18 protein-coding genes, 1 tRNA gene and 1 other RNA gene are annotated in these 20,173 nt (G+C 63.4%); all 20 read right to left on the bottom strand.

The features are described 5' to 3' along the window. Window positions 1–45 precede the first annotated feature (45 nt). The 20 genes from GEOBRER4_RS02500 to GEOBRER4_RS02405 all read right to left on the bottom strand — a co-directional run bounded on the left by GEOBRER4_RS02500 (window position 46) and on the right by GEOBRER4_RS02405 (window position 20,043). Complete coding sequence (locus GEOBRER4_RS02500; protein WP_085814014.1) at window positions 46–963, bottom strand: D-alanine--D-alanine ligase; 918 nt, start codon at window positions 961–963, stop codon at window positions 46–48. Window positions 964–1,050: 87 nt separating this feature from the next. Then, window positions 1,051–1,953 (bottom strand): UDP-N-acetylmuramate dehydrogenase, encoded by a 903-nt coding sequence (murB, locus tag GEOBRER4_RS02495; protein ID WP_185244094.1) that lies wholly within the window; start codon window positions 1,951–1,953, stop codon window positions 1,051–1,053. A gap of 1 nt (window position 1,954) precedes the next feature. Further along, a complete protein-coding gene (murC, locus tag GEOBRER4_RS02490; protein ID WP_185244093.1) occupies window positions 1,955–3,340 on the bottom strand; it encodes a UDP-N-acetylmuramate--L-alanine ligase in 1,386 nt (461 codons plus the stop codon). Between the two features lie 45 nt (window positions 3,341–3,385). Further along, on the bottom strand, window positions 3,386–4,468 hold the full coding sequence (gene murG, locus GEOBRER4_RS02485) for an undecaprenyldiphospho-muramoylpentapeptide beta-N-acetylglucosaminyltransferase (RefSeq protein ID WP_185244092.1): 1,083 nt from the start codon (window positions 4,466–4,468) through the stop codon (window positions 3,386–3,388). After that, window positions 4,465–5,547 carry a putative lipid II flippase FtsW gene (gene ftsW / locus GEOBRER4_RS02480; RefSeq protein WP_162843146.1) on the bottom strand — a complete coding sequence of 361 codons (1,083 nt, stop codon included), beginning with the start codon at window positions 5,545–5,547 and terminating at the stop codon, window positions 4,465–4,467. Before ftsW ends, murG begins: the two co-directional genes overlap by 4 nt. A gap of 20 nt (window positions 5,548–5,567) precedes the next feature. Continuing rightward, window positions 5,568–6,926, bottom strand: a complete 1,359-nt coding sequence (gene murD / locus GEOBRER4_RS02475) for a UDP-N-acetylmuramoyl-L-alanine--D-glutamate ligase (RefSeq protein WP_185244091.1) — start codon at window positions 6,924–6,926, stop codon at window positions 5,568–5,570. Between the two features lie 14 nt (window positions 6,927–6,940). Beyond that, window positions 6,941–8,017 carry a phospho-N-acetylmuramoyl-pentapeptide-transferase gene (gene mraY, locus GEOBRER4_RS02470; protein WP_085814020.1) on the bottom strand — a complete coding sequence of 359 codons (1,077 nt, stop codon included), beginning with the start codon at window positions 8,015–8,017 and terminating at the stop codon, window positions 6,941–6,943. Beyond that, on the bottom strand, window positions 8,017–9,426 hold the full coding sequence (locus GEOBRER4_RS02465; RefSeq protein WP_226377867.1) for a UDP-N-acetylmuramoyl-tripeptide--D-alanyl-D-alanine ligase: 1,410 nt from the start codon (window positions 9,424–9,426) through the stop codon (window positions 8,017–8,019). The genes mraY and GEOBRER4_RS02465 overlap by 1 nt, the downstream gene beginning before the upstream one ends. Before the next feature lie 122 nt (window positions 9,427–9,548). Then, window positions 9,549–11,069, bottom strand: a complete 1,521-nt coding sequence (locus GEOBRER4_RS02460; protein WP_185244090.1) for a UDP-N-acetylmuramoyl-L-alanyl-D-glutamate--2,6-diaminopimelate ligase — start codon at window positions 11,067–11,069, stop codon at window positions 9,549–9,551. Between the two features lie 13 nt (window positions 11,070–11,082). Then, entirely contained in the window at window positions 11,083–13,077 is a 1,995-nt protein-coding gene (locus GEOBRER4_RS02455; protein WP_185244089.1) for a penicillin-binding protein, read from the bottom strand. Then, window positions 13,074–13,409 carry a cell division protein FtsL gene (gene ftsL / locus GEOBRER4_RS02450; RefSeq protein WP_085814023.1) on the bottom strand — a complete coding sequence of 112 codons (336 nt, stop codon included), beginning with the start codon at window positions 13,407–13,409 and terminating at the stop codon, window positions 13,074–13,076. Before ftsL ends, GEOBRER4_RS02455 begins: the two co-directional genes overlap by 4 nt. Window positions 13,410–13,421: 12 nt before the next feature. Next, window positions 13,422–14,360 (bottom strand): 16S rRNA (cytosine(1402)-N(4))-methyltransferase RsmH, encoded by a 939-nt coding sequence (rsmH, locus tag GEOBRER4_RS02445; protein WP_185244088.1) that lies wholly within the window; start codon window positions 14,358–14,360, stop codon window positions 13,422–13,424. Then, window positions 14,361–14,843: a division/cell wall cluster transcriptional repressor MraZ gene (gene mraZ, locus GEOBRER4_RS02440; protein WP_085814025.1), complete on the bottom strand. Its 483-nt coding sequence runs from the start codon at window positions 14,841–14,843 to the stop codon at window positions 14,361–14,363. A gap of 275 nt (window positions 14,844–15,118) precedes the next feature. Beyond that, on the bottom strand, window positions 15,119–15,460 hold the full coding sequence (locus GEOBRER4_RS02435; protein ID WP_085814026.1) for a hypothetical protein: 342 nt from the start codon (window positions 15,458–15,460) through the stop codon (window positions 15,119–15,121). 40 nt (window positions 15,461–15,500) lie between these two features. Further along, on the bottom strand, window positions 15,501–16,013 hold the full coding sequence (locus GEOBRER4_RS02430; RefSeq protein WP_185244087.1) for a hypothetical protein: 513 nt from the start codon (window positions 16,011–16,013) through the stop codon (window positions 15,501–15,503). 228 nt (window positions 16,014–16,241) lie between these two features. Beyond that, an RNA gene (gene rnpB, locus GEOBRER4_RS02425) (RNase P RNA component class A) lies at window positions 16,242–16,663 on the bottom strand. Between the two features lie 94 nt (window positions 16,664–16,757). Further along, window positions 16,758–17,474, bottom strand: a complete 717-nt coding sequence (locus GEOBRER4_RS02420; protein WP_185244086.1) for a zinc ribbon domain-containing protein — start codon at window positions 17,472–17,474, stop codon at window positions 16,758–16,760. A gap of 47 nt (window positions 17,475–17,521) precedes the next feature. Further along, window positions 17,522–18,640 (bottom strand): Nif3-like dinuclear metal center hexameric protein, encoded by a 1,119-nt coding sequence (locus GEOBRER4_RS02415; RefSeq protein ID WP_185244085.1) that lies wholly within the window; start codon window positions 18,638–18,640, stop codon window positions 17,522–17,524. A 119-nt stretch (window positions 18,641–18,759) separates the two neighbouring features. Next, a tRNA-Ile gene (locus tag GEOBRER4_RS02410) sits at window positions 18,760–18,836 on the bottom strand. 76 nt (window positions 18,837–18,912) lie between these two features. After that, a complete protein-coding gene (locus tag GEOBRER4_RS02405; RefSeq protein ID WP_185244084.1) occupies window positions 18,913–20,043 on the bottom strand; it encodes a THUMP domain-containing class I SAM-dependent RNA methyltransferase in 1,131 nt (376 codons plus the stop codon). Window positions 20,044–20,173 lie beyond the last annotated feature (130 nt).

Here is a 20,173-nt window from a genome sequence, read left to right as displayed (position 1 = left end):
TTATTTCATGGAAGCATTGAATAACATCGCAGCTTATTCGTGCCGCTAGATCTTCAGCGAAGCAGCCTGCAGTATGCGCAGCACCAACTCGCCGAAGGAAATTCCGGCTCCCCCCGCTATCTCGGGAAGCAGGCTTAAGTCCGTCATCCCCGGGAGGGTGTTCACCTCGAGGAGGAAGCAGTCGCCCGTCTCGGTGACCAGGAAGTCGACCCTGCTGTAGCAGTCGCACCCAAGCGCCGCGTGCGCCTTCTCCCCCTGCCGAAGCACCTCCGCGTACACCGCCTCGGGGAGGCGCGCCGGGAGTATGTGCTGCGCGCCGCCGTCGGTGTACTTGGCCTCGTAGTCGTAGAACTCCCCCTTGGGGATGATCTCGATGGCGCCGAGCGCCTTGCCGTCCAGTATGCCGACCTGCACCTCGCGGCCGTCGATGAACCCCTCGATGAGGATCTCCGAATCGTAGCGGAACGCCTCGTCGAGCGCAGCCTGCATCCGGGAGGGGTCGCGCACGATGCCGACTCCGACCGAAGAGCCTTCACGGGAGGGCTTCACCACCACCGGGAGCGGGTTGGCGAGCTGAAGCTCCTCGCCCCGGCGCAGCACCTGGTAGGGGGCGAGCTTCAGCCCGGCGGAGGCAAAGATCACCTTGGAGGCGATCTTGTCGATGGCAAGCGCGCTGGCGAGCACCCCGGAACCGGTGTAGGGGATCCCCATCAGCTCCAGGAGCCCCTGTACGGAGCCGTCCTCGCCGAAGCGTCCGTGCAGCGCGATGAAGGCAACCTCCACCTGCTCCTCGGCCAGCCGCTTAGGAAGGTCACGACCGACGTCGATACCGACCGCCTGGAACCCCTGCCTGACCAGGGAAGCAAGGACCGCCTTGCCGCTGTTAAGGGACACCTCGCGCTCGGCGGAAAGTCCACCCATCAGCACCGCGATCTTCTTTTTTTTCAGCTCCTCTACCGTCATCGCCAACCATCCTCTCGTATTTGTCTCCTCCCACAGCGGGGGGAGGGGACTTTATTCACCGTCTGCAACCTGCTAGCACGGCGAGCCCTACTCTTCGCCCACCAGTCGGACCTCTTCCTCGAGCTCTATGCCGCTGGTCTCCTTCACCCTCAGCTTCACCAGCGCCGCCAGGGAAGTGAAGTCCGCGGCACGCGCCCCGCCGCGATTGACCAGGAAGTTCGTGTGTGCCTCCGAGACCTGGGCGCCGCCGACGGTCACGCCGCGCATCCCCGCCTGGTCGATCAACTCCCAGGCATGCCGCCCCGCAGGATTCTTGAAGAAGGAACCGGCGTTGGGATAGGTGACCCGCTGCGTCCCGCTTCTCTTGGCGATGTTGGCGGCCATGCGCTCCTCGATGACCCGGCGCTCGGCAGGCTCGAGCCTGAGCTTCGCCCCCAGGACGATCTCCCCTGGCAAGAGCCTTAAGTAGCGGTAGCCGAATTCCAGCTCCGAGGCCTTACGTACCAGGAGTTTTCCCTCACGCAGTGTGGTCAGCGTCTCGACCCGCTGCAGCGTTTCGCCGCCCTGGGCGCCGGCGTTCATGGTGAGCGCGCCGCCGAAGCTGCCTGGAATGCCGCAGAGAAACTCCATCCCACCCAGGCAGTGCTCCGCGGCGAAGCGGCAGAGGGTGGAATTTGTCACCCCGGCGCCCGCCTCCAGTCTCGCGCCCGGCTGCGTCTCCAGGGTGTCGAGCTTCTTCAGGGAGATGACGCATCCCCTGATGCCGCCGTCGCGCACCAGCAGGTTGTACCCCCCGCCCAGCACCAGGTAAGGGATCTTGGCTGCGATGAGCCTCTCCACGCTCTCCTGGAGGTCGGCCAGATCGGCGGGCTCGAGGTAGAGGTCCGCGGGACCCCCGACCTTGAGCGAGGTGTGCTGCCACATCGGCTCGTCCCACTTAACCGTGCCGCGCACACCATTAGCAGCCTGTTCCAGCTGGCCCCGGATCAACTCAGCTCTCCGACGCGGCTTTGAGCCGCTGCAGCATGGTCTCTCCCACCTGCCAGACGTTGCCGGCCCCGAGGGTGAGCAGGATGTCGCCGGGAGCAAGCACGCGCTCCAGGTGCTCGCAGAGCTTGTCGCGGTCGGAGATCCAGGTGACGTCCCTCTGGCCGTGCCTCCTGACCCGGTTGGCGAGCGCCTCGGCGGTCACTCCCTCGATCGGGGCCTCCCCCGCCGGGTAGATGTCGGTGAGGATCAGGACGTCTGCGTCGTGGAATGCCTTGACGAAATCCTCGAAGAGCTCCTTGGTCCTCGAATAGCGGTGCGGCTGGAACACGACGACCAGGCGGTTTTCAGCAAAGCCGGACTTGGCCGCGGCCAGGGTCGCCTTGATCTCGGTCGGGTGGTGCCCGTAGTCGTCCACCACCATTATGCCGTTCGCCTCACCTTTCAGGTGGAAGCGGCGCCCCACCCCGCCGAACCCGGCGAACCCTTCCTGGATGGTCTCGAACGGGATGTCGAGTTCCATCGCCACGGCGATCGCGGCCAGCGCGTTCAGCACGTTGTGCGCCCCGGGCATGGAGAAGGTGATCTCTCCCAGACGCACCCCCTTGTGATGCGCCACGAAGCTCGTGGAGAAGCCGGAGAGGCGCACGTCGGTGGCCCGGAAGTCCGCCTGGGCCGACAGCCCGTAGCTCGTGAAGCGCTTCTTCACCCGCGGCAGGACGTCGGCCACGTTGCCGTTGTCCAGGCAGAGCACGGCCAGCCCGTAGAAGGGGATCTTGTTGATGAACTCGACGAAAGTGTCCTTGATCTCCTCGATGCCGCTGTAGAAATCGAGGTGGTCGGCGTCGATGTTGGTGACCACGGCGATGGTGGGGGAGAGGAGCAGGAAGGAGCCGTCCGACTCGTCCGCCTCTGCCACCAGGAACTGCCCCTGTCCCAGCCTCGCGTTGGTCCCAAGCGAGTTGAGCCTTCCGCCGATGACGATGGTGGGGTCGATCCCCCCCTTGGAGAGGATGGTCGCCACCATGGACGTGGTGGTGGTCTTGCCGTGGGTCCCCGCCACCGCGATGCCGTACTTCATGCGCATCAGCTCGGCCAGCATCTCGGCCCTGGGGATCACCGGGATCAGCCTCAGTTGCGCCTCGACCACCTCGGGGTTGTCGTCGTGGACGGCGCTGGAGATGACCACCACGTCGGCGTTGGCCACGTTCTCGGCTGCGTGCCCGAAGAAGATCTCCCCTCCGAGGCTTTCGAGCCTTTGGGTGATCTCCGAGCCGCGCAGGTCGGAGCCGGAAACCTTGTACCCCAGATTCAGGAGCACCTCGGCGATCCCGCTCATCCCGATGCCGCCGATGCCGACGAAATGTATTCTCTCTATTTTTCCGTACACGGTACGCTCCCTTCGGTCGCTAACTTATTAGTCTCAGTCTCAGCCTTAGTCTCTGCTTCCCGTCACCATTGCCGCGACTATGGCTTGCGCTGCGTCTAGCTGGGCCAAAGCCCTGGCGTTTTTCTCCATATCGGCAAGCAGGGCCGGATGCTCCATGAGTTCGAGGATCTTCTCGGCCAGCCGCTCCCCGGTGAGATCCTCTTCCAGGATCATCACCCCGGCGTTTTTGTGCACCAGCGACTCCGCGTTCCTCCTCTGGTGGTCGTCGGCCGCGTAAGGGAACGGTATGAAGATGCACCCCTTACCGCAGGCGGTGATCTCGGCGATGGTCGTGGCGCCGGCCCTGCAGATCACCAGGTCGGCAGCGCCGTAGGCCGCGGACATGTCGTCGATGAAGCTGAGCACCTGGGCCTGGACCCCCTGGGCCTGGTACCCCGCCCGCACCCGGGCCGCGTCCTTCTCGCCGGTCTGATGGGTGATCCGGAGTTTCCCCTTCACCCCCGCCAGGTGCGGCAGCGCCTCCAGAAGCGCGCTGTTGACCCGCTGGGCGCCGGCGCTCCCCCCGAAGACGAGGATGCTGAAGGTGTCGCCGACGCTTCTCACCCGCTCCTGAAATCCCCACAGGATCTCCTTCCGGATGGGGTTCCCCGTCATCTGGGTGCTCTCCTTGGGAAAGAAGCTCTCGGATTCGGGCATGGAGATGAAGACGCCGTCCACGAAGCGCCCCAGCACCTTGTTGGTGAGGCCGGGGAGCGCGTTTTGTTCATGAATGAAACGCCTGATCCCCATGCCTCGCGCGGCGAGGACTATGGGCGCCGAGGCGTAGCCGCCGACCCCCAGCACGAAGTCGGGGCGAAACTCCTTCAGGATCTTTCGCGACTGGGAGTAGCCGTAAAGCAGGCGCCCCGCGCTCATGATCTTCTTCACCGTCCCCATACCCTTCATGCCGCTTGCCGAGATGAGGGCGAGCTTGTAGCCGAGCTTCGGGAGCAGGCGCGCCTCGATGCCGCGCTCGGTGCCGACGAAGAGGACCTCGTTCTCGGGGCTGCGCGCCAGGAATTCGTCGGCGACCGCTATCCCCGGGAAGAGATGCCCCCCGGTCCCTCCACCTGCGATAATGAGCCTCATGCCGGGTTCCCCCTCATTCTGGTCGATACGTTCAGAAGGACCCCCACTGCGGTCAGCGAGATGATGAGCGACGAGCCGCCGTAGCTCAAGAAGGGAAGCGCTATCCCCTTGGTGGGGAGCATCCCGGTCACGACAGCCATGTTGATGAACGCCTCAAGCCCCAGCAGCACCGCTATGCCGAAGGCGAGGAAGCGCCCGAAGCTGTCCTCGGCCGCGATGGCCACCCGGATGCTCCGTTGCACCAGCACCAGGAACATGCAGGCGATGACGACCACGCCGATGAACCCCATCTCCTCCCCCAGCACCGAGAGGATGAAGTCGGTGTGCGCCTCGGGAAGGTAGAAGAGCTTCTGCTTCCCTTCGCCCAGCCCCTGGCCGAAGAAGCCGCCAGTCCCAAGCGCCAGCCAGGATTGGATGATCTGGAAGCCGGTGTCGGTCGGGTCCTGCCAGGGGTCGAGGAAGGCGGTGATGCGGCGCATGCGGTAGGCCTTCGTCACCACCAGGTAGACGATGCCGGGAAGCGCTATGAGCCCCATCCCCAGGATGTACTGCACCCGGGTGCCGGCGGCGAAGAGCATCACGATGGCGACGGCGAACATGGTGAGTGCCGCCCCCATGTCGTGCTGCGCCAAAAGGACCGCGATGAAGACACCTAGTATCAGCATGTAGGGGAGAAAGCCGGACAGAAACTGCTTCAGCTTGTCCTGCCGCTTCTCCAGCGAGTAGGCCATGTAGATGATGAGCGCCACCTTGGCGAGTTCGGAGGGCTGGAAGTTGAAGAAGGGGAGCCTGATCCAACGCGAAGCGCCCTTAGCTGTCCCGCCGATGCCGGGAACGAACACTAAAAGCAGCAGGAAGAAACAGCCTAAAAAAAGCGGAACGGCCCATTTCTTCCAGAGGTGGTAGTCGACGTGCATCGCCACCGCCATCCCGGCAAACCCCATCAGCGCGTAGAGGGACTGGCGCTTCAGGAAGAAGAAACCGTCGTGGAACTTCTTTGCCGCCATCACGGAGGACGCCGAATAGACCATGACCACACCGAAACAGGTGAGGATCACGGCCATCAGCAGCACGATCATGTCGTACCCCTCCAGTTTCCTCACGCCTCCCCCTTCTTGCCGGCGCGCACCGCGGCCTTGAAGCGCTCGGCGCGCTCCTCGTAGTTCTTGAACATGTCGAAGCTGGAACAGGCCGGCGAGAAGAGGACAACGCCGCCCGGCTTGGTGAGCCTTCTGGCTATCTCCACCGCCTCCTCAAGGGTCTGGGCGAGATGGGTATCGGTAAGCGCGCCGAGCGCCTCGTTCATGCGGGCCTTCGCCTCGCCGATCAGCACCAGGTGGCTCACCCGGCTCTCGACCAGGGGGGCGAGCGGCTCATAGGAGCCTCCCTTGTCCTTGCCGCCGGCGATCAGGGTGATGCCAGACTCGAAGCTCTCCAGGGACTTCACCACGCTCCCGACGTTGGTCCCCTTGCTGTCCTCGTAGTAGGCGACGCCGTCGATCTCCTCCACCAGTTCCATCCGGTGCGGGAGCCCCTTGAAGTTCTTCACCGCCTGGTAGGCGCAGTCGCCGTCGCAGCGCATGAGAAGCGTCGCCGCGAGGCTCGCCATGATGTTATCCAGGTTGTGCACGCCTTTCAGCTTGAAACCCTCGGTGCCGAAGCGGAGCACTTTCCCCTTGTGGGAGAAGGTGATGAAACCGTCGCGGTAGCTGATCCCCTCCTCCAGCTCGTGCTCACGGCTCATGGGGAAGAACTGCGCCTTGAGCTTCGAGGCACAGGCGGCTACCAGCGGGTCGTCGATGTTCAACACGGCGAAGTCGTCGGAGGTCTGATTTTCGAAGATGCGGAGCTTCGCGTCGATGTACTCCTGGAAGCTGTGGTAGCGGTCCAGGTGGTCCTCGGTGATGTTCAAGAGTACCGCTACCTCCGGCCGGAAGCTTTCCACCCCTTCCAGCTGGAAGGAAGAGAGCTCCACCACTACCCGCTCCACCTGCTGACCGCTTTCGGCCAGCTCGATCAGCGGGTTGCCGATGTTGCCGCCAACGAAGGTCTCGAAGCCGCAGGCTTTGAAGACCTCGCCGGTCAAGGTCGTCGTCGTGGTCTTGCCGTTGGTCCCGGTGATCGCGACCATGGGGGCCTTGATGAACCAGGAGGCAAGCTCCACCTCGCTGACCACGCGCCGCTTCTGGGAGCGCGCCATCTCCAGGGGCTTTATGTCCATGGGGACACCGGGGGAGACCACGATCAGGTCCGCCATTAGGAAGCTGTAGGGGACGTGCCGCCCGAGCTCGTAAGTTATGTCCAGGCCGGAGAGCTCGGCCAGGACGTCGGAGAGCGCCTCCTCCTCGCGCATGTCGGTAACGGTGACCAGGGCTCCGGCCTGGGCCAGGAAGCGGGCCACCGCCACGCCGGTCTTCGCCAGTCCCACCACCAGTATTTTCTTGTCCTTTAATTCCATGACGACCTTTCTCTCTAGCGCATCTTCAGGGTGGAGATCGCCACCAACGCCAGGATGATGGTGATGATCCAGAAGCGCACAATGATCTTCGGCTCCGCCACCCCTTTCAGCTCGAAATGATGGTGGATCGGGGCCATGCGGAAGATCCTCTTGCCGCGGTACTTGTAGGAGCCGACCTGGAAAATGACCGAAAGCGCCTCCACCACGAAGACGCCGCCCACTATCACCAGGAGAATTTCCTGCTTGGTCAATACCGCCAGGGTCCCGAGCGCGCCCCCGAGGGACAGGGAGCCGACGTCGCCCATGAAGACCTCGGCGGGATAGGAGTTGTACCAGAGGAAGCCAAGCCCCGCCCCCACCATCGCGCCGCAGAGAACGGCGAGCTCCCCCGCGCCGGGGACGTAGGGGATCTGCAGGTAACCGGAGAGCCTCGCGTTACCCGCTATGTAGCAGAAGAGCAGGTAGGTGGCGGCGTTGATGGCCACGGGGCCTATGGCGAGGCCGTCGAGGCCGTCGGTTAGGTTCACCGCGTTGCTGGCACCCACGATCACCAGGGTCACAAACGGAATGAAGAGGATGCCCAGCTCGGGGTGCACCCTCTTGAAGAACGGCAGGTAAAGTTCTGTGGAAAAGCCCGGGAGGTAGAAAAGGAAGATCCCGACCCCGGCGGCGAGGAGCACCTGCCAGAACATCTTCTGGCGCGGCGAAAGCCCCTTGGGGTTTTTCTCCACCACCTTCTTGTAGTCGTCCACGAAGCCGAGCACACCATACCCGACCAGGATGAGCAGGGTGATCCAGATGAAGACGTTCTTCAAATCGGCCCACAAAAGGGTGGGTAGCACGATGCATACAAGGATCAGCACCCCTCCCATGGTCGGGGTCCCCTGTTTTTTCAGGTGCGATTCGGGACCGTCGGTCCGTATCACCTGGCGCGCCTGCAGCGCCTCCAGCTTCCTCACCACCCAGGGCCCCACGATGAAGGCCAGAAGCAGGGCCGTGATCATGGCGTAAATGGTGCGGAAGGTCAGGTACTTGAATACGTTGAAGAGCTTGTAGTCGGAGGCGAGCGGGTAAAGGAGATGGTAAAGCATCAGTCAAGCCCCCCTTTTCCTGCGGCTGCCAGTTCCTGCCGCACCGCTTTAGCCACCTTGTCCATTTTCATGCCTCGTGATCCCTTGAAGAGAATGCAGTCTTCCGGCTTTATGAAGGAGAGAAGCTCCCCGGCCAGCTGGTCGTGGTCTTCCCCCAGCACGACGTCCGCGGGGGAAAGCCCCGCTTCGAGCGCGCCCTTGGCGGTCTCCTGTACCAGGCTGCCCAAAAGGTAGAGCCGGTCGACGTGGGCTGCCGCCAGTTTTCCCAGTTCGCGGTGCGCCTCCTCGGTGCCGAGTCCAAGCTCCAGCATGTCGCCCAGAACCGCGACCAGGCGCCCCTCCCCACCGATTTCCTTCAGGGTGGTGAGCGCAGCCGCCATGGAGGCCGGGTTCGCGTTGTAGCTGTCGTCGATCAGGGTCACCCCAGCGACCTCCTCCAGCTGGAAGCGCTTGTCGTAGGGAGAGAACTCCTCCAGCCCCTGGCGGATCAGCTCGCCCGGGACGCCGAGCGCGTGCGCCGCGGCTGCTGCGGCCAGGGCATTGTAGATGTTGTGCCTTCCGTAGGCCGACAGCGTCACCTGCTGCTCTCCGTCAGGAAGCCTCAGGGTGAAGCTCTCCCCCCTCTTGCCGAGGCTCTGGATGGAGGCGGAGGAGACCTCGGCCCCCCGCAGGCCGAAGGTGAGACGGGTCACGTTCAGATGGGTCGGGCAGGCGGAGACCAGGGGGTCGTCCACGTTGTAGACCGCGACCGAGCCCGACTTTAGGCGCAGGAAAAGTTCCCCCTTGGCCCGCGCCACACCCTCCACGCTCCCCAGGGTCTCCAGGTGCGCCGGAAAGGCGTTGGTGATGATCCCCACCTGCGGCTCCGCAATCTCAGCCAGCCGGTCGATCTCGCCGAACTCGCTCATACCGATCTCTAAGACGGCCCAGCGCTCGCGGCCGGTGAGCCTGAAGATGGTGAGCGGCAGCCCGATCAGGTTGTTGAGGTTCCCCTCGGTCTTCAACCCCGGTCCCGTCTGGGCCAGGATCGTCGCCAGCATTTCTTTCGTCGTGGTCTTGCCGTTGCTGCCGGTGACGCAGACGGTCTTCAGGTCGAAGCGGCGGCGGTGGTAGGCGGCCAGGTCCCCCAGGGCGCGCAGCGTGTCAGGCACCAGAACGGCGCCGGCCCCTGTCGGGAGCTCGTTTTTTTCCGCCCAGCTCTCCTCGGCGAGGAAGATGGTGATCCCTTTAGAGACCGCCTTCAGTATGAAGTCGTGACCGTCGAACCGCTCGCCCCTAAGTGCCACGAACAGCTCTCCCGGGGCCACCTGGCGCGAATCGGTGCTGACAGCAGAGGCCTCGCCCCCTGTCTCCCCGATCATCCTGCCGCCGGTCGCCTCGGCTATTTCCTTAAGCGTGAACATCGCCATATTACGTCAGGTTTCCTTTTGTTTTCCGGCGCGCGAAGCGCCCGATTTACCTGCCCCGGTCCAGGACCGAAACATTGTAATTTGCCGCAAAAATGCGGAAAAGGGAACCTAATTTTCCCCAATTACTGTCCTCTCAGCTTCAGCGCAGCCGCAGCCTCTTCCCGGTCGTCGAAGTGGAATTTCTCGGTCCCGACGATCTGGTAGTCCTCGTGCCCCTTGCCGGCCAGAAGCACGATGTCGCCCGGGCGCGCGGCCAAAAGCGCGGCCCGGATTGCGGCGCGGCGCGACTCGATGGTGGCGAAACCTTTTTCGTGCAGTCCCGCCGCGAGCTCCTCCAGGCTGTACTCGCGCAGCCCCAGCGGCAGAATGCCCGCCCGGACGTCCTCCAGGATCGCCTGCGGGTCCTCGGTACGGGGGTTGTCCGAGGTGATGACGGCAAGGTCGCTGTAGCGGGCGGCGATCTCCCCCATCACCGGGCGCTTCCCTTTGTCGCGGTCGCCGCCGCAGCCGAAGATGGTTATGATGCGGTCCGTCTTCAGCTCGGAGATGGTGGCGAGGACGTTCTCCAGAGCGTCGCCGGTGTGGGCATAGTCGACGAGGACCGTGATCCCCTCTTCGCTTTCCACCCGCTCCAGGCGGCCCGGAACCCGCTTGTGCCCCTCGATGCCGGCGCGGATCGCCTCCTTCGAGTAGCCAAGGGCAAGGCCCGCACCAACGGCTGCCAGGATGTTGTACAGGTTGAAGCGCCCCAAAAGCTCGGAGGCAAGGGAGATCTCTCCTACCGGCGTTTCGATGCGGCAGCGGATGCCGTCCACGGAGAACTCGGTCTCGGCCACGCGGATGTCGGCTTTCCCCGTCAGGGAGTAGGTCAGGACCGGCGCGCTCGCCTGTTCCGCGATGCGCGGGCCGAAGGGGTCGTCCAGGTTCACCACGGCGCGCCGAAGCGGCTTCTCTGCGCTCGGGGTCAGGAGGTCGGTGAAGAGCCTCAGTTTGCTATTGAAGTAGGACTCCATGTCGAGGTGGTAATCGAGGTGATCGCGGGTCAGGTTGGTGAAGAGGGCGACGTCGAAGAGGCAGCCGTCTGCGCGGCGCTGCTCCAGGGAGTGGGAGGAAACCTCCATCACCGCGCCGCGGGCGCCGAGGTCGACCAGTTCCCTCAGGATGCGCTGCAGGTCGACCGACTCGGGGGTGGTGTTGGGTGCGGGGATGTCGGTAGCCGCGAAGCGGTAGCTGATGGTCCCGAGCACCGCGGCAGGCACCCCGGCCTTTTCCATGATCCCCTCCACCAGGTAGGTGGTGGTGGTCTTGCCATTGGTCCCGGTGATCCCCACCACCGGGATGCCGCGGGTGGGGGTGCCGTAGAATGCCGCGGCCATGAGGCTCATGGCAAGCCTTGCGTCCGGTACGGTCACGACCGTTACCCCGGCACAAGCGCAGGGGCGGTCCGCAACGATTGCGACCGCCCCCCCCTTTACAGCGGCTTCCACGAATTCGGTCCCGTCGCTCTTCACTCCGCGCAAGGCGAAGAAGAGTGCTCCGGGCGCGACCTTTCGCGAGTCGTAGCAAAGCGACTTTATCTCTACCCCTGCGTCTCCCGAGACCTCGGAGGCGGCGAGACATTCCAGAAGTTGTGCGAGTTTCATGCTACCCCCATTTTCAGGCCGAAGGGACGAACCTGACCCAGACCTGGTCCTGCGTGGTGATGCGGCTTCCCGGCGCCGGGTTCTGTTCGACGGCCCTGCCGCTTCCCTGCAGCTTGACGTTGAGACCGCGCTTTTCCATCACCTTGAGCACTTGCCGCATGCTCATCCCCCGGAAGTTCGGCATGGCGCCGGCTTCCAGACCTTGCACGCTCCCACCTTCGACGCTCCCACCTTCGACGCTCCCCCCCTCGGCGGCCGGCTCCGGCTTGGGCGCGACTTTCTCGGGTGCCGCCCCCTTCTTCCTGGCAAGTAGGCTCTTGTCCGGCGGGACGTTCAGGTAACAGAGAGTCTGCTGCGCTATGGCACTGAAGGCCGGGGCTGCGACCACGCCGCCGTAGGAACTGGTGGTCGGCTCGTCGACAACTACCATGATGGCGAGCCTGGGCTTTTCCAACGGGACGAAACCGACGAAGGAGGCGGTGCGCTTGCTGGCCGAGTATCCGCGACCCTCGACTTTCTGGGCGGTGCCGGTCTTCCCCGCGACCCGGTACCCTTCGACCGCGGCGCCGGTGCCGGTCCCCCCTTCCACAACGACCCCCTCCAGCATGCGGGCCACGGACTTCGCCGTCTCCGGCGAGATGATGCGCCTTTTCACCTGGGGAGCGAACTGCTGCAGCACCACGCCGTTGTCGTCCACGATCCGGTCCACCAGGTACGGCTTCATCAGGTTGCCGCCGTTGGCTACAACCGACACCGCGTTGGTGATCTGCAGTGCCGTGGCGGTCACACCCTGGCCGAAAGAGATGGTGGCGAGGTCGATGCCGTACCACTTGGACTGCGGCCGCAACATCCCGGACGCCTCTCCCGGGAGATCTATGCTGCTTTTCTCGCCGAAGCCAAATCCGGTGAGAGCGGCGTAGAGCCTTTCTGGTCCCAGCCTGCTGCCGATCTTGGCGGCACCGATGTTGCTGGAGTACTTGAGTATCTGCGGTACGCTGAGCGCCCCGTACTTGTGCGTGTCGTGAATGGTCCTGCCGTACATGCGGTAACTGCCGTTTTCGCAGTTGAACATGTCGCCGGATCTGATCACCCCCGCCTCAAGCGCCGAGGCTACCAGGAAGATCTTGAAGGTGGAGCCGGGCTCGAAGCTGTCGGCGATGGCGCGGTTTCTAAGCGCCGCCTGCCCGTAGTCGGCAAAGCTGTTCGGGTTGAAGGAGGGGTAGTTGGCCAGGGCCAGGACCCGCCCGGTGTCGGGCTCCATCACGATGGCGATGCCGGCCTTGGCGCCGTTTTTCACCACCGCGTTGGTCAGCTCCTTCTCCGCAATGTACTGAACGTTCTTGTCCAGGGTGAGAACGACGTTGTTTCCCTTAGAACCGCTTTTCCCCTCGCTCCCCTCTTTCAGGGCGATGTCGCGCCCGAGCGCGTCGCGCTCGGTCACCAGGAAGCCCGTGTTGCCGAGGATGGTGGCGTCGTACTTCTTCTCCACCCCCTCCAGGCCGCCCGGATCGACACCGGTGAAGCCTACCACGTGAGCTGCCACCTGAGAATTGGGGTAGAAGCGTTTGCTTTCTTTTACGAAGCCGACCCCCTCGAGCCCCAGCGCTTTCACCTTCTGGGCCTGCTCAGGCGGGATGCGGCGCGCGAGCCAGACGAAGTTTTTGGCCCCTTTGAGCTTCGCCTCCAGTTCCTGCACGCTGTAACCCAAAAGAGGCGCAAGCTGCGCCGCCTCCTGCGGGATGTTGTCCATGTTGCGCGTCTCGGCGTAGCAGGAATCCATCTCGATGGAGACGGCGAACGGTGCGTTGGTCCTGTCGTAGATGGTGCCGCGGGCCGGGGTCAGCGCCACGATCCTTTGATGCTGTTTCTCCGCGAGTTTCACCAGCCGGTCGTTGTTGAGCACCTGCAGGTAAAAGGCGCGGCCGGTGGTGGCCACGAAGACGATCGCGAACAAGAGGGCCACAAAACGCATCCGGACTCTGGCCCATTTCTCCCGTTTCTCGATCACTTGACCAGGACCACCTGCTGATCGGAGGGAAGCGCCATGCCGAGCTCGCCCTTGGCCAGCGCCTCGATCCTGGCCGGCGCCTTAAGCGAGGCGACTTCGACCCGGAGGCGCTTGTTTTCCTGCTGCTGTTCCTTCAGCTGCTTCGATGCCTCCCCGATCTTCAGGTTCATGTCGATCACCTCGACCCGGGACCAGACGTGAAAGATCGAGACCAGCGTCAGGAGCACCATCACTCCCGTGAGATAGGGAAAGCTGACCCAGCTCTCCCTCGCGACCGCGCCCGGTCTTGCCGGTGCGGCGACCTTGCCGTAGGCGACTTTGCTTTGCGACATGATGCTACCTCTCTAAATCTTTTCCACTACCCGCAGCTTCGCGCTCCTGGAGCGCGGATTCGCTGCCACTTCGGCCTCGCCGGCCGTAATCGGCTTCCTGGTCACCAGCTTGAACCTCGGAACGCGCCCGCAGATGCAGACGGGAAGCTCCTTCGGGCAGGTGCAGCCGGTCGCCGCGGTTCGAAAGCTCTCCTTCACGATGCGGTCTTCCAGCGAGTGGAAGGAGATCACCGCGCCGCGTCCCCCCGGCTTCAGCAGTGAGAGCAGGCCCTTAAGCCCTTCTTCCAGGCTCTTCAATTCCTCGTTTACCGCGATCCTCAGCGCCTGGAAGGTCCGGGTGGCGGGGTGGAGCCGCTCCTCCCACTTCGCCTTGGGGATCGACCCCTTGATCACGTCCACCAGCTCCAGCGTGGTCTCGATGGGACGCTCGTCCCTGGCCTTGACGATGAAGGAAGCCACCCGTTTGGCCCAGCGCTCCTCGCCGTACTCGGAGATGATCCGGTAAAGCTCCGATTCGGGGAGGGTGTTCACCAGGTCGGCCGCGCTCTGGCCGGAACTGCGGTCCATGCGCATGTCGAGCGGCGCGTCGTGCATGAAGCTGAAGCCCCGCTCCTCGCGGTCCAGCTGGTGGCTCGACACACCCAGGTCCAGCACGAACCCGTCGATCCCTTCCACCCCTATTTCCGCCAGCGCAGCGGCGATCCCGGCGAAGTTCCGGTGGAAGATCCGGACCCGGTCACCGAAAACGGAGAGCCGCTTTCTCGCCACCGCGATGGCTTCCTCGTCCCGGTCGAAGCCGATCAAGAGGCCGTCCGGGGAGCTAGCCGTGAGGATGAGCCCCGCGTGCCCCGCCCCTCCCAGGGTGCCGTCCACGTACACCCCGCCCGACCTCGGCGAGAGCGCCTGCAGGACCTCGTCCGGCAAAACCGATATGTGATGAAAGTCTTCCATCTAGAGACCGAGCCCGGCGAGGGCTGCGGAATCCACGGGGAAATTCTGCTCGTCCTGCTCGCAGACCCGGGCCCAGACCGCCTGGCTGTAGATGTCGACCTTGTTCTGCATCCCAACGAAGTGGATCTCGCGCTCGAGCTGCGCCGTCTTTCTGAGGTCGTTGGGAACCAGCACGCGCCCCAGCTTGTCCGCAACGCACTCGACGGCGGGGACAAGGATGGTGCGCCGTACCGCGGCCAACTGGTTCACCGTGAGCCCCAAAGCCGTGCCGTCTTTGAGCTTCTCCTCGAGCGCCAGGAACTCGTGATAAGGGTAGATCACCAGGCCGTAGCAGACCTGTTCCCCGTCCAGCCGCACCGGGCTCGACTTGGTGAGGAAAAAACGCTCGTCTCCAAAGGTGTCCAGCAAAACCTCGCGGAATTTCGCAGGGATGCTGGTGCGCCCTTTGGCGTCGATCGTCGTATCGAATTTCCCTCTGAACATGATTTCCCCGGCATCGGTTGCCACTTTATACCACAATATACCACTTTCGTGCACGAACTATACGGTAGGGGAGTCATGTTGTCAAGGCAAAATTAGCGCCAAATAGGGAATTTTTTGGAGGTTTTACGGGGATTTATCGGCGTCGGGGCGGGGAAGTGGCAAGAAGTGGCAGAACGGGGTGCGGCGCCGGCGAACTGGAACCTGCGGGCCGGGGTTAGAGCGCGAAAAAGGCGGAGGGAGGGGCCCCTCCGCCCTGGTATGGGGAGATATTTTGCTTACTTTTTCCTGTCGAACAGGGAGACCACGTTACCCCCCTTGCGCGGAGCTTCCTTGCTTGCGCCGTTACCCTCCTTGCCGACGGAGGCAAGAGGCTTCGGAGGCGGTTCCGGGGATACCACCTTTTCCAGTAGGATCGGGGTGCCGGCCATGGTGAAGGGGGCACCGTTCACCTGGCTTTCGTCCAGTATCCAGGTGTACACCTGCAGCGGCACGGTGAGCACCAGCAGCTGCACCTTCCACCAACCCGGCTTCACGTCCGGGGAGATGTCCTCGATTCTCGCGTAAAAAGCAGGTTTGTTGTCGATATGGACCAGCACCAGGTCATTTACGGTAGCCATCAGTAGTATCCTCCGATCAGACAACGGTAGTGCTACGGAGTTAAGGGGCCGGGACGGCGTGCCTCAGCAAAGGCCCGTCCATCGCGCCGCCGGGGAAAAGCGACCGGATCTCGGCGTAGAGCCCCTTGAGCTCGCGCTCCATGAGGTAGAAGCGGGAGACATCGCTGTGCGCCAGCCGGTCCTCGATCAGCTCGCAATTGAAGGTGATGCAGTTGAAAGGGCGGTAACCGGGCGGAATGAGGCAGCCAGGCTCCCCCAGGTAAGGACAGAGGCCGTTGTCGAACCGTGGGGAGAAAAGCGGTTCCCCGGTCGCCCGGTACGCCAGGAGGTCGGCCGCGCTGAAATGGTACTTGCCGCAGACGCAGCAGGCCCCGCCGCAACCGGCGCACGACTCGGCTGCTTCGACCTGTTCCACCAGGCGCTGCATCCTCTCCTTGAGCGCGACCATAGCACGTGAGAGTTCGTGCAGCCGGTGCGCTTTTTCCTGAGGGAGGGCCTGGAAAACCGCGTCCACCGCGGCTACCGCCTTCACCCACTCCCTCTCCCACTCCATCGGTACCCTGCCCTCGTGCGTCCTGGCGGACGAAAAAAAGCCGTTCGAGCTCTCGCCCGAAGGGCCGTTCGTTAAGTCAGTTCAAGGTTTCAAAGTTCAAAATTCTGCGTTGGAGGGTTCGCCCCCCTCTTGGTCGGTACAGGTACGCCCCCAGTCTCCGAGTAGACGGCAGAAGAGGAGAGCGGGGGCGAACGTTGAACTTTGAACTCTGAACGGTTTAAAAAAATTGGCCGAAGCAGCCCGTAAGCCGGGTTCTGTTCCCGCAGCCGGTTACCCGGAGGCGGGCGATGGTCATTCATCTAGGAGCGCCGTTACCGACGCCCTCAAGCAACCAACCCGGAAGCACGGACGGGCCGTCCTTGACGCTTCCCTATTTGGTCTTGCTCCTGGTGGGGTTTACCTGGCATCCGGCGTCGCCGCCGAACCCGGTGAGCTCTTACCTCACCCTTTCACCCTTACCCCCCTTCGCTGAAGCTTCGGGGGGCTAGCCCCTTTGGCTTCAGTTTTGGACGGCGGACTTCTCTCTGTGGCACTTTCCCTGAGGTCACCCTCGCTGGACGTTATCCAGCACCATGCCCTGTGGAGCCCGGACTTTCCTCCCCCCACCTTCGCACAAGGCTACGGCGGGCGGCGGCCATCTGGTCTGCTTCGGCCAAAACTTAACGGCAGCTTAAGATAAAGATCAAGATTAAGACAAAGCGCAGCTGGAGACTTAATCTTGATCTTAGTCTTAATCTGCCTCTTCTATCCTTCCACTTCCTGCTTCATGACCAGGATGCGCTGGCAGTGCGGGCAGGTGATCACATCGTCGGCGCGGAACAGGGTGTTGTAGAGCTGCGGCGGCAGGTGCATGTTGCACCCCATGCAGTTACCTTCCTTGGCCTCGACCACGGCCACGCCGCGGCGCTGGTCCCGCAGCCTGCTGTAGCGCTTCATCACCGAGGCGGGGAGCCCCTTCACGGTCTGCTCGCGGGTGGCGACATCGACGGCGATGCCGGAGTCGAGGCTCTGCACCTTGGCTTCCACTTCCCCTTTCTGGGTGGCCACGTTCCCCTCGAGTTCGGCCAGGTCGGCCTCCTTCTTGGCCACGTCGACGTTGATTTCTTCGATCGCATTTATCTTCTGCAGGATCTGGTCCTCCAGCTCGGCGATCAGCTTCTTCGCGGTGGAGATTTCCTTGGAGACCGCCTGGTACTCCTTCTGGGTCTTGATCTCCTTGAGGTGCGCCTCGGACCTGGTGATGTTCTCACCTTCCGACTTCAGGTTCGCCTCCAGCGCGCCCTTCTCCTCTTCCAGGGTACGCGCCTCCTCGCGCCTCGCCGCGATCTTCTCGCGCGCGTCGGCAAGCTTCGCCTCGAGTGCCTGAGCCTCGCTCAGAAGCTGTGCTTTCTCGCTGTCCAGACCGTCGATCCTCAGGTCGATTTCCTGCAATTCGTATAACGACTTCAGACTGTTACGCAAAATCTGCCTCCCCAACTCCCTGTTTTATGTGCACAAAGAGCGCGAACCTACCAGAAACTGAAAGGTTCGCGCTCTCCTTGGTACTCCAAAACTTCTGTTTCGAACCGCTTTGCCTGCAAGGCGGCTTTGAGCTGCCCGGCCAGGCCGTGAACCATGGGAAACTCTGTGGAAAAATGACCGGCGTCTAGCAGCGCGAGCCCCAGCGCTTCCGCCTCGCGTGCCTCGTGATACTTCACATCTGCGGTGACCAGGATGTCGGCCCCCTTGCGCTGCGCTTCGTGCATGAGCGATACGCCGGAGCCGCCGCAAAGGGCGACCTTCTTCACCTGCCGCGCCGGGTCGCCCACCAGGCGCACCCCGGTCGCAGCCAGGGATCCCTTAACCCTGAGCGCATAGTCGCCGGCGCGCATCGGCTCCGCCAGCCTCCCGATCCGTCCCAGGCCGTAGCTCTCGCCCCGGTTCAGCACCGGGTAGAGATCGTAGGCGGGTTCCTCGTAGGGATGCGCACTCTTGAGCGCCGCGACGGCCTGGGCTACGCGCTCCTTGACCAGCAGGAGCTCGAGCCGGCTCTCGGGCTCGGCATGGCTTTTCCCAACCTCCCCCACGAAGGGTCGCGCCCCGGAAAGTGCCGTGAACCTCCCGGTCCCCTCCCCCTGGTAGGAGCAGTCGCGGTAGTTGCCGATATTGGGCATGAACGGCGAAAGCGCTCCTAAAAGCTGCTCCTCGCAGCCGTGCGGCGCGAAAAAGACCAGCTTCACGTACTCCTCGCCGCCGGTGATCCTGAGCGGCTGCGCCTCCTGGACACCGATGAGCCCGGCCAGAAGGTCGTTCACGCCACCCTGGGCGATGTCGAAGTTGGTGTGCAGCGAGATGATGGAGAGGTCGTTCTTAAGGGCGAGTATGGCGAGGCGGCCGGTTTCGTCCGCGGTGGAGATCTTCTTGAGCGGGGTGAAGATGAAGGGGTGGTGCGTTATCAGGAGCTGGCAGCCGGCCTCGATCGCGGCCTCGACTGCTGGGCGTCCCGGATCGAGCGCCACCATGATCCTCGAGACCTGGCTTGAGGGGTCCCCTAGCTGCAGCCCCACGTTGTCCCAGGACTCGGCGAGGTGGGATGGGGCAATTTTGCCAGTGATTCCGGATATATCTGAAACTCTAGGAGTAATCATCGCGCACAAAAGAAAAAGAGTGCAACCGCTTGGTGTGCACTCTTTCTCCCCACTTTAGGTGTATTGTTTCGTCTGACCAGGTGCTTTAAGGGCATCCCTACATCATCCTAATTGTAAGGTGGTGGGCCCACCAGGACTCGAACCTGGGACCGACCGGTTATGAGCCGGTAGCTCTAACCAACTGAGCTATAGGCCCGAAAAGCGAAATTAAAACATATAGTAAAAGGATTAACGTGTCAAGCTTCAATTTATAATGATCCCCGCCGCTTTTCCTAATACATCTCGTACTTGAGCAGCCTGCACTCGATCGGCCCGTTGTAGAGCACGATGCGCCTGGCGGCCTTCAGCCCCACGGACTTGGCGAGCTCCAGATTGCCGGTGAAGAGAAAGGCCGTATACCCCTTGCAGCGCTGCTTCAACACGTCCCCGATCTCCTTGTAGAGCGGCCTGAGAGCCTCCTCCTCCCCGAGCCTCTTGCCATAAGGGGGGTTGAGGATGACCACCCCCGGGCCGGGCGGAGGGGCGAGCTCCGAGAGCTGCTGCCGCCCCAGGGTGATCTGCTCCAGGACGCCGGCGCGCTTGGCGTTCTGGGCGGCCATCCCGACGGCCGAGTGCGAGATGTCCGTCCCCTGCACCGGTGCGGGAAGGTCGGTGAGGATGCCGTTGCGCGCCTCGGCGACGACGCGCTCCCAGAGTGCTTTGTCGAACCCTCTCCAGCGCTGGAAACCGAACCCCTGGCGCGACAGCCCCGGGGGGATGCGCAGTGCCTTCATGGCCGCCTCGATGACGATGGTGCCGGTGCCGCACATGGGGTCGATAAGCGGGGTGGTGCCGTCCCAGCCGGACAGCTCGACGAGCGCTGCCGCCAGGTTCTCCTTGAGCGGCGCCTCGTGCCGGTCCAGGCGGTAACCGCGCCGGTCCAGCGGCGTCCCAGAGCAGTCGAGGCTCACGGTACAGCGGTTGCGGAACAGCCTCAGGTTCACCCGCAGGTCGGGGTCCTTGGTGTCGACGTTGGGCCGGCTGCCGAAATGGTCCCGCAGCACGTCCACTATGGCATCCTTCGCCTTCAAGGCGACGAAGCCTGAGTGGGTGAGGGCCGAATCCCTCAGGCTGCAATCGACCGCAAGCGTCATCGCCGGCGTCAGATACTTGACCCAGGGGAGCCCACTCACACCCCGGTAGAGCTGCTCCGGGGTCTCGCAGGGGAACTCTCCCAGCGGCATCAGCACCCGGCTCGCGCTCCTGAGCCAGAGGTTGGCCCGATACGCCGCTTCCATACCCCCGCCGAAACGGACCCCGCCGCTGTCCACGGCGACCTCGCTAGCGCCCAGCCGCGTCAACTCGGCGGCGAGCACCTCTTCCACCCCCTTTGCGGTGGTGGCGAAAAAACGCTCCTCACTCATCGGAACTCCTCGCAGGCCTTGGGCTCTGCACCAGCTATGGGCCCCGCCAAACTCCACTTTTGCGGCAGGGCGGTACGCCTCTTGCTGTTAACAGCCGTCGCCAGCTTTCGTCAATAAGAAATTTTGTTGT

Source organism: Citrifermentans bremense (assembly GCF_014218275.1).
GTDB lineage: Bacteria > Desulfobacterota > Desulfuromonadia > Geobacterales > Geobacteraceae > Geomonas > Geomonas pelophila.
Note: the sequence above shows the minus strand (reverse complement) of the source record. Positions and strands in the feature narration are given on the sequence as shown.

What these genes read in the sequence shown, in the direction of transcription:
- ftsL (WP_085814023.1), bottom strand. Translation starts at nt 13,409, where the DNA reads ATGTCGCAAAGCAAAGTCGCCTACGGCAAGGTCGCCGCACCGGCAAGA.
- GEOBRER4_RS02435 (WP_085814026.1), bottom strand. Translation starts at nt 15,460, where the DNA reads ATGGCTACCGTAAATGACCTGGTGCTGGTCCATATCGACAACAAACCT.
- GEOBRER4_RS02465 (WP_226377867.1), bottom strand. Translation starts at nt 9,426, where the DNA reads ATGGCGATGTTCACGCTTAAGGAAATAGCCGAGGCGACCGGCGGCAGG.
- murD (WP_185244091.1), bottom strand. Translation starts at nt 6,926, where the DNA reads ATGGAATTAAAGGACAAGAAAATACTGGTGGTGGGACTGGCGAAGACC.
- mraZ (WP_085814025.1), bottom strand. Translation starts at nt 14,843, where the DNA reads ATGTTCAGAGGGAAATTCGATACGACGATCGACGCCAAAGGGCGCACC.
- mraY (WP_085814020.1), bottom strand. Translation starts at nt 8,017, where the DNA reads ATGCTTTACCATCTCCTTTACCCGCTCGCCTCCGACTACAAGCTCTTC.
- GEOBRER4_RS02500 (WP_085814014.1), bottom strand. Translation starts at nt 963, where the DNA reads ATGACGGTAGAGGAGCTGAAAAAAAAGAAGATCGCGGTGCTGATGGGT.
- rsmH (WP_185244088.1), bottom strand. Translation starts at nt 14,360, where the DNA reads ATGGAAGACTTTCATCACATATCGGTTTTGCCGGACGAGGTCCTGCAG.
- GEOBRER4_RS02430 (WP_185244087.1), bottom strand. Translation starts at nt 16,013, where the DNA reads ATGGAGTGGGAGAGGGAGTGGGTGAAGGCGGTAGCCGCGGTGGACGCG.
- GEOBRER4_RS02415 (WP_185244085.1), bottom strand. Translation starts at nt 18,640, where the DNA reads ATGATTACTCCTAGAGTTTCAGATATATCCGGAATCACTGGCAAAATT.
- GEOBRER4_RS02460 (WP_185244090.1), bottom strand. Translation starts at nt 11,069, where the DNA reads ATGAAACTCGCACAACTTCTGGAATGTCTCGCCGCCTCCGAGGTCTCG.
- ftsW (WP_162843146.1), bottom strand. Translation starts at nt 5,547, where the DNA reads ATGATCGTGCTGCTGATGGCCGTGATCCTCACCTGTTTCGGTGTGGTC.
- murG (WP_185244092.1), bottom strand. Translation starts at nt 4,468, where the DNA reads ATGAGGCTCATTATCGCAGGTGGAGGGACCGGGGGGCATCTCTTCCCG.
- GEOBRER4_RS02405 (WP_185244084.1), bottom strand. Translation starts at nt 20,043, where the DNA reads ATGAGTGAGGAGCGTTTTTTCGCCACCACCGCAAAGGGGGTGGAAGAG.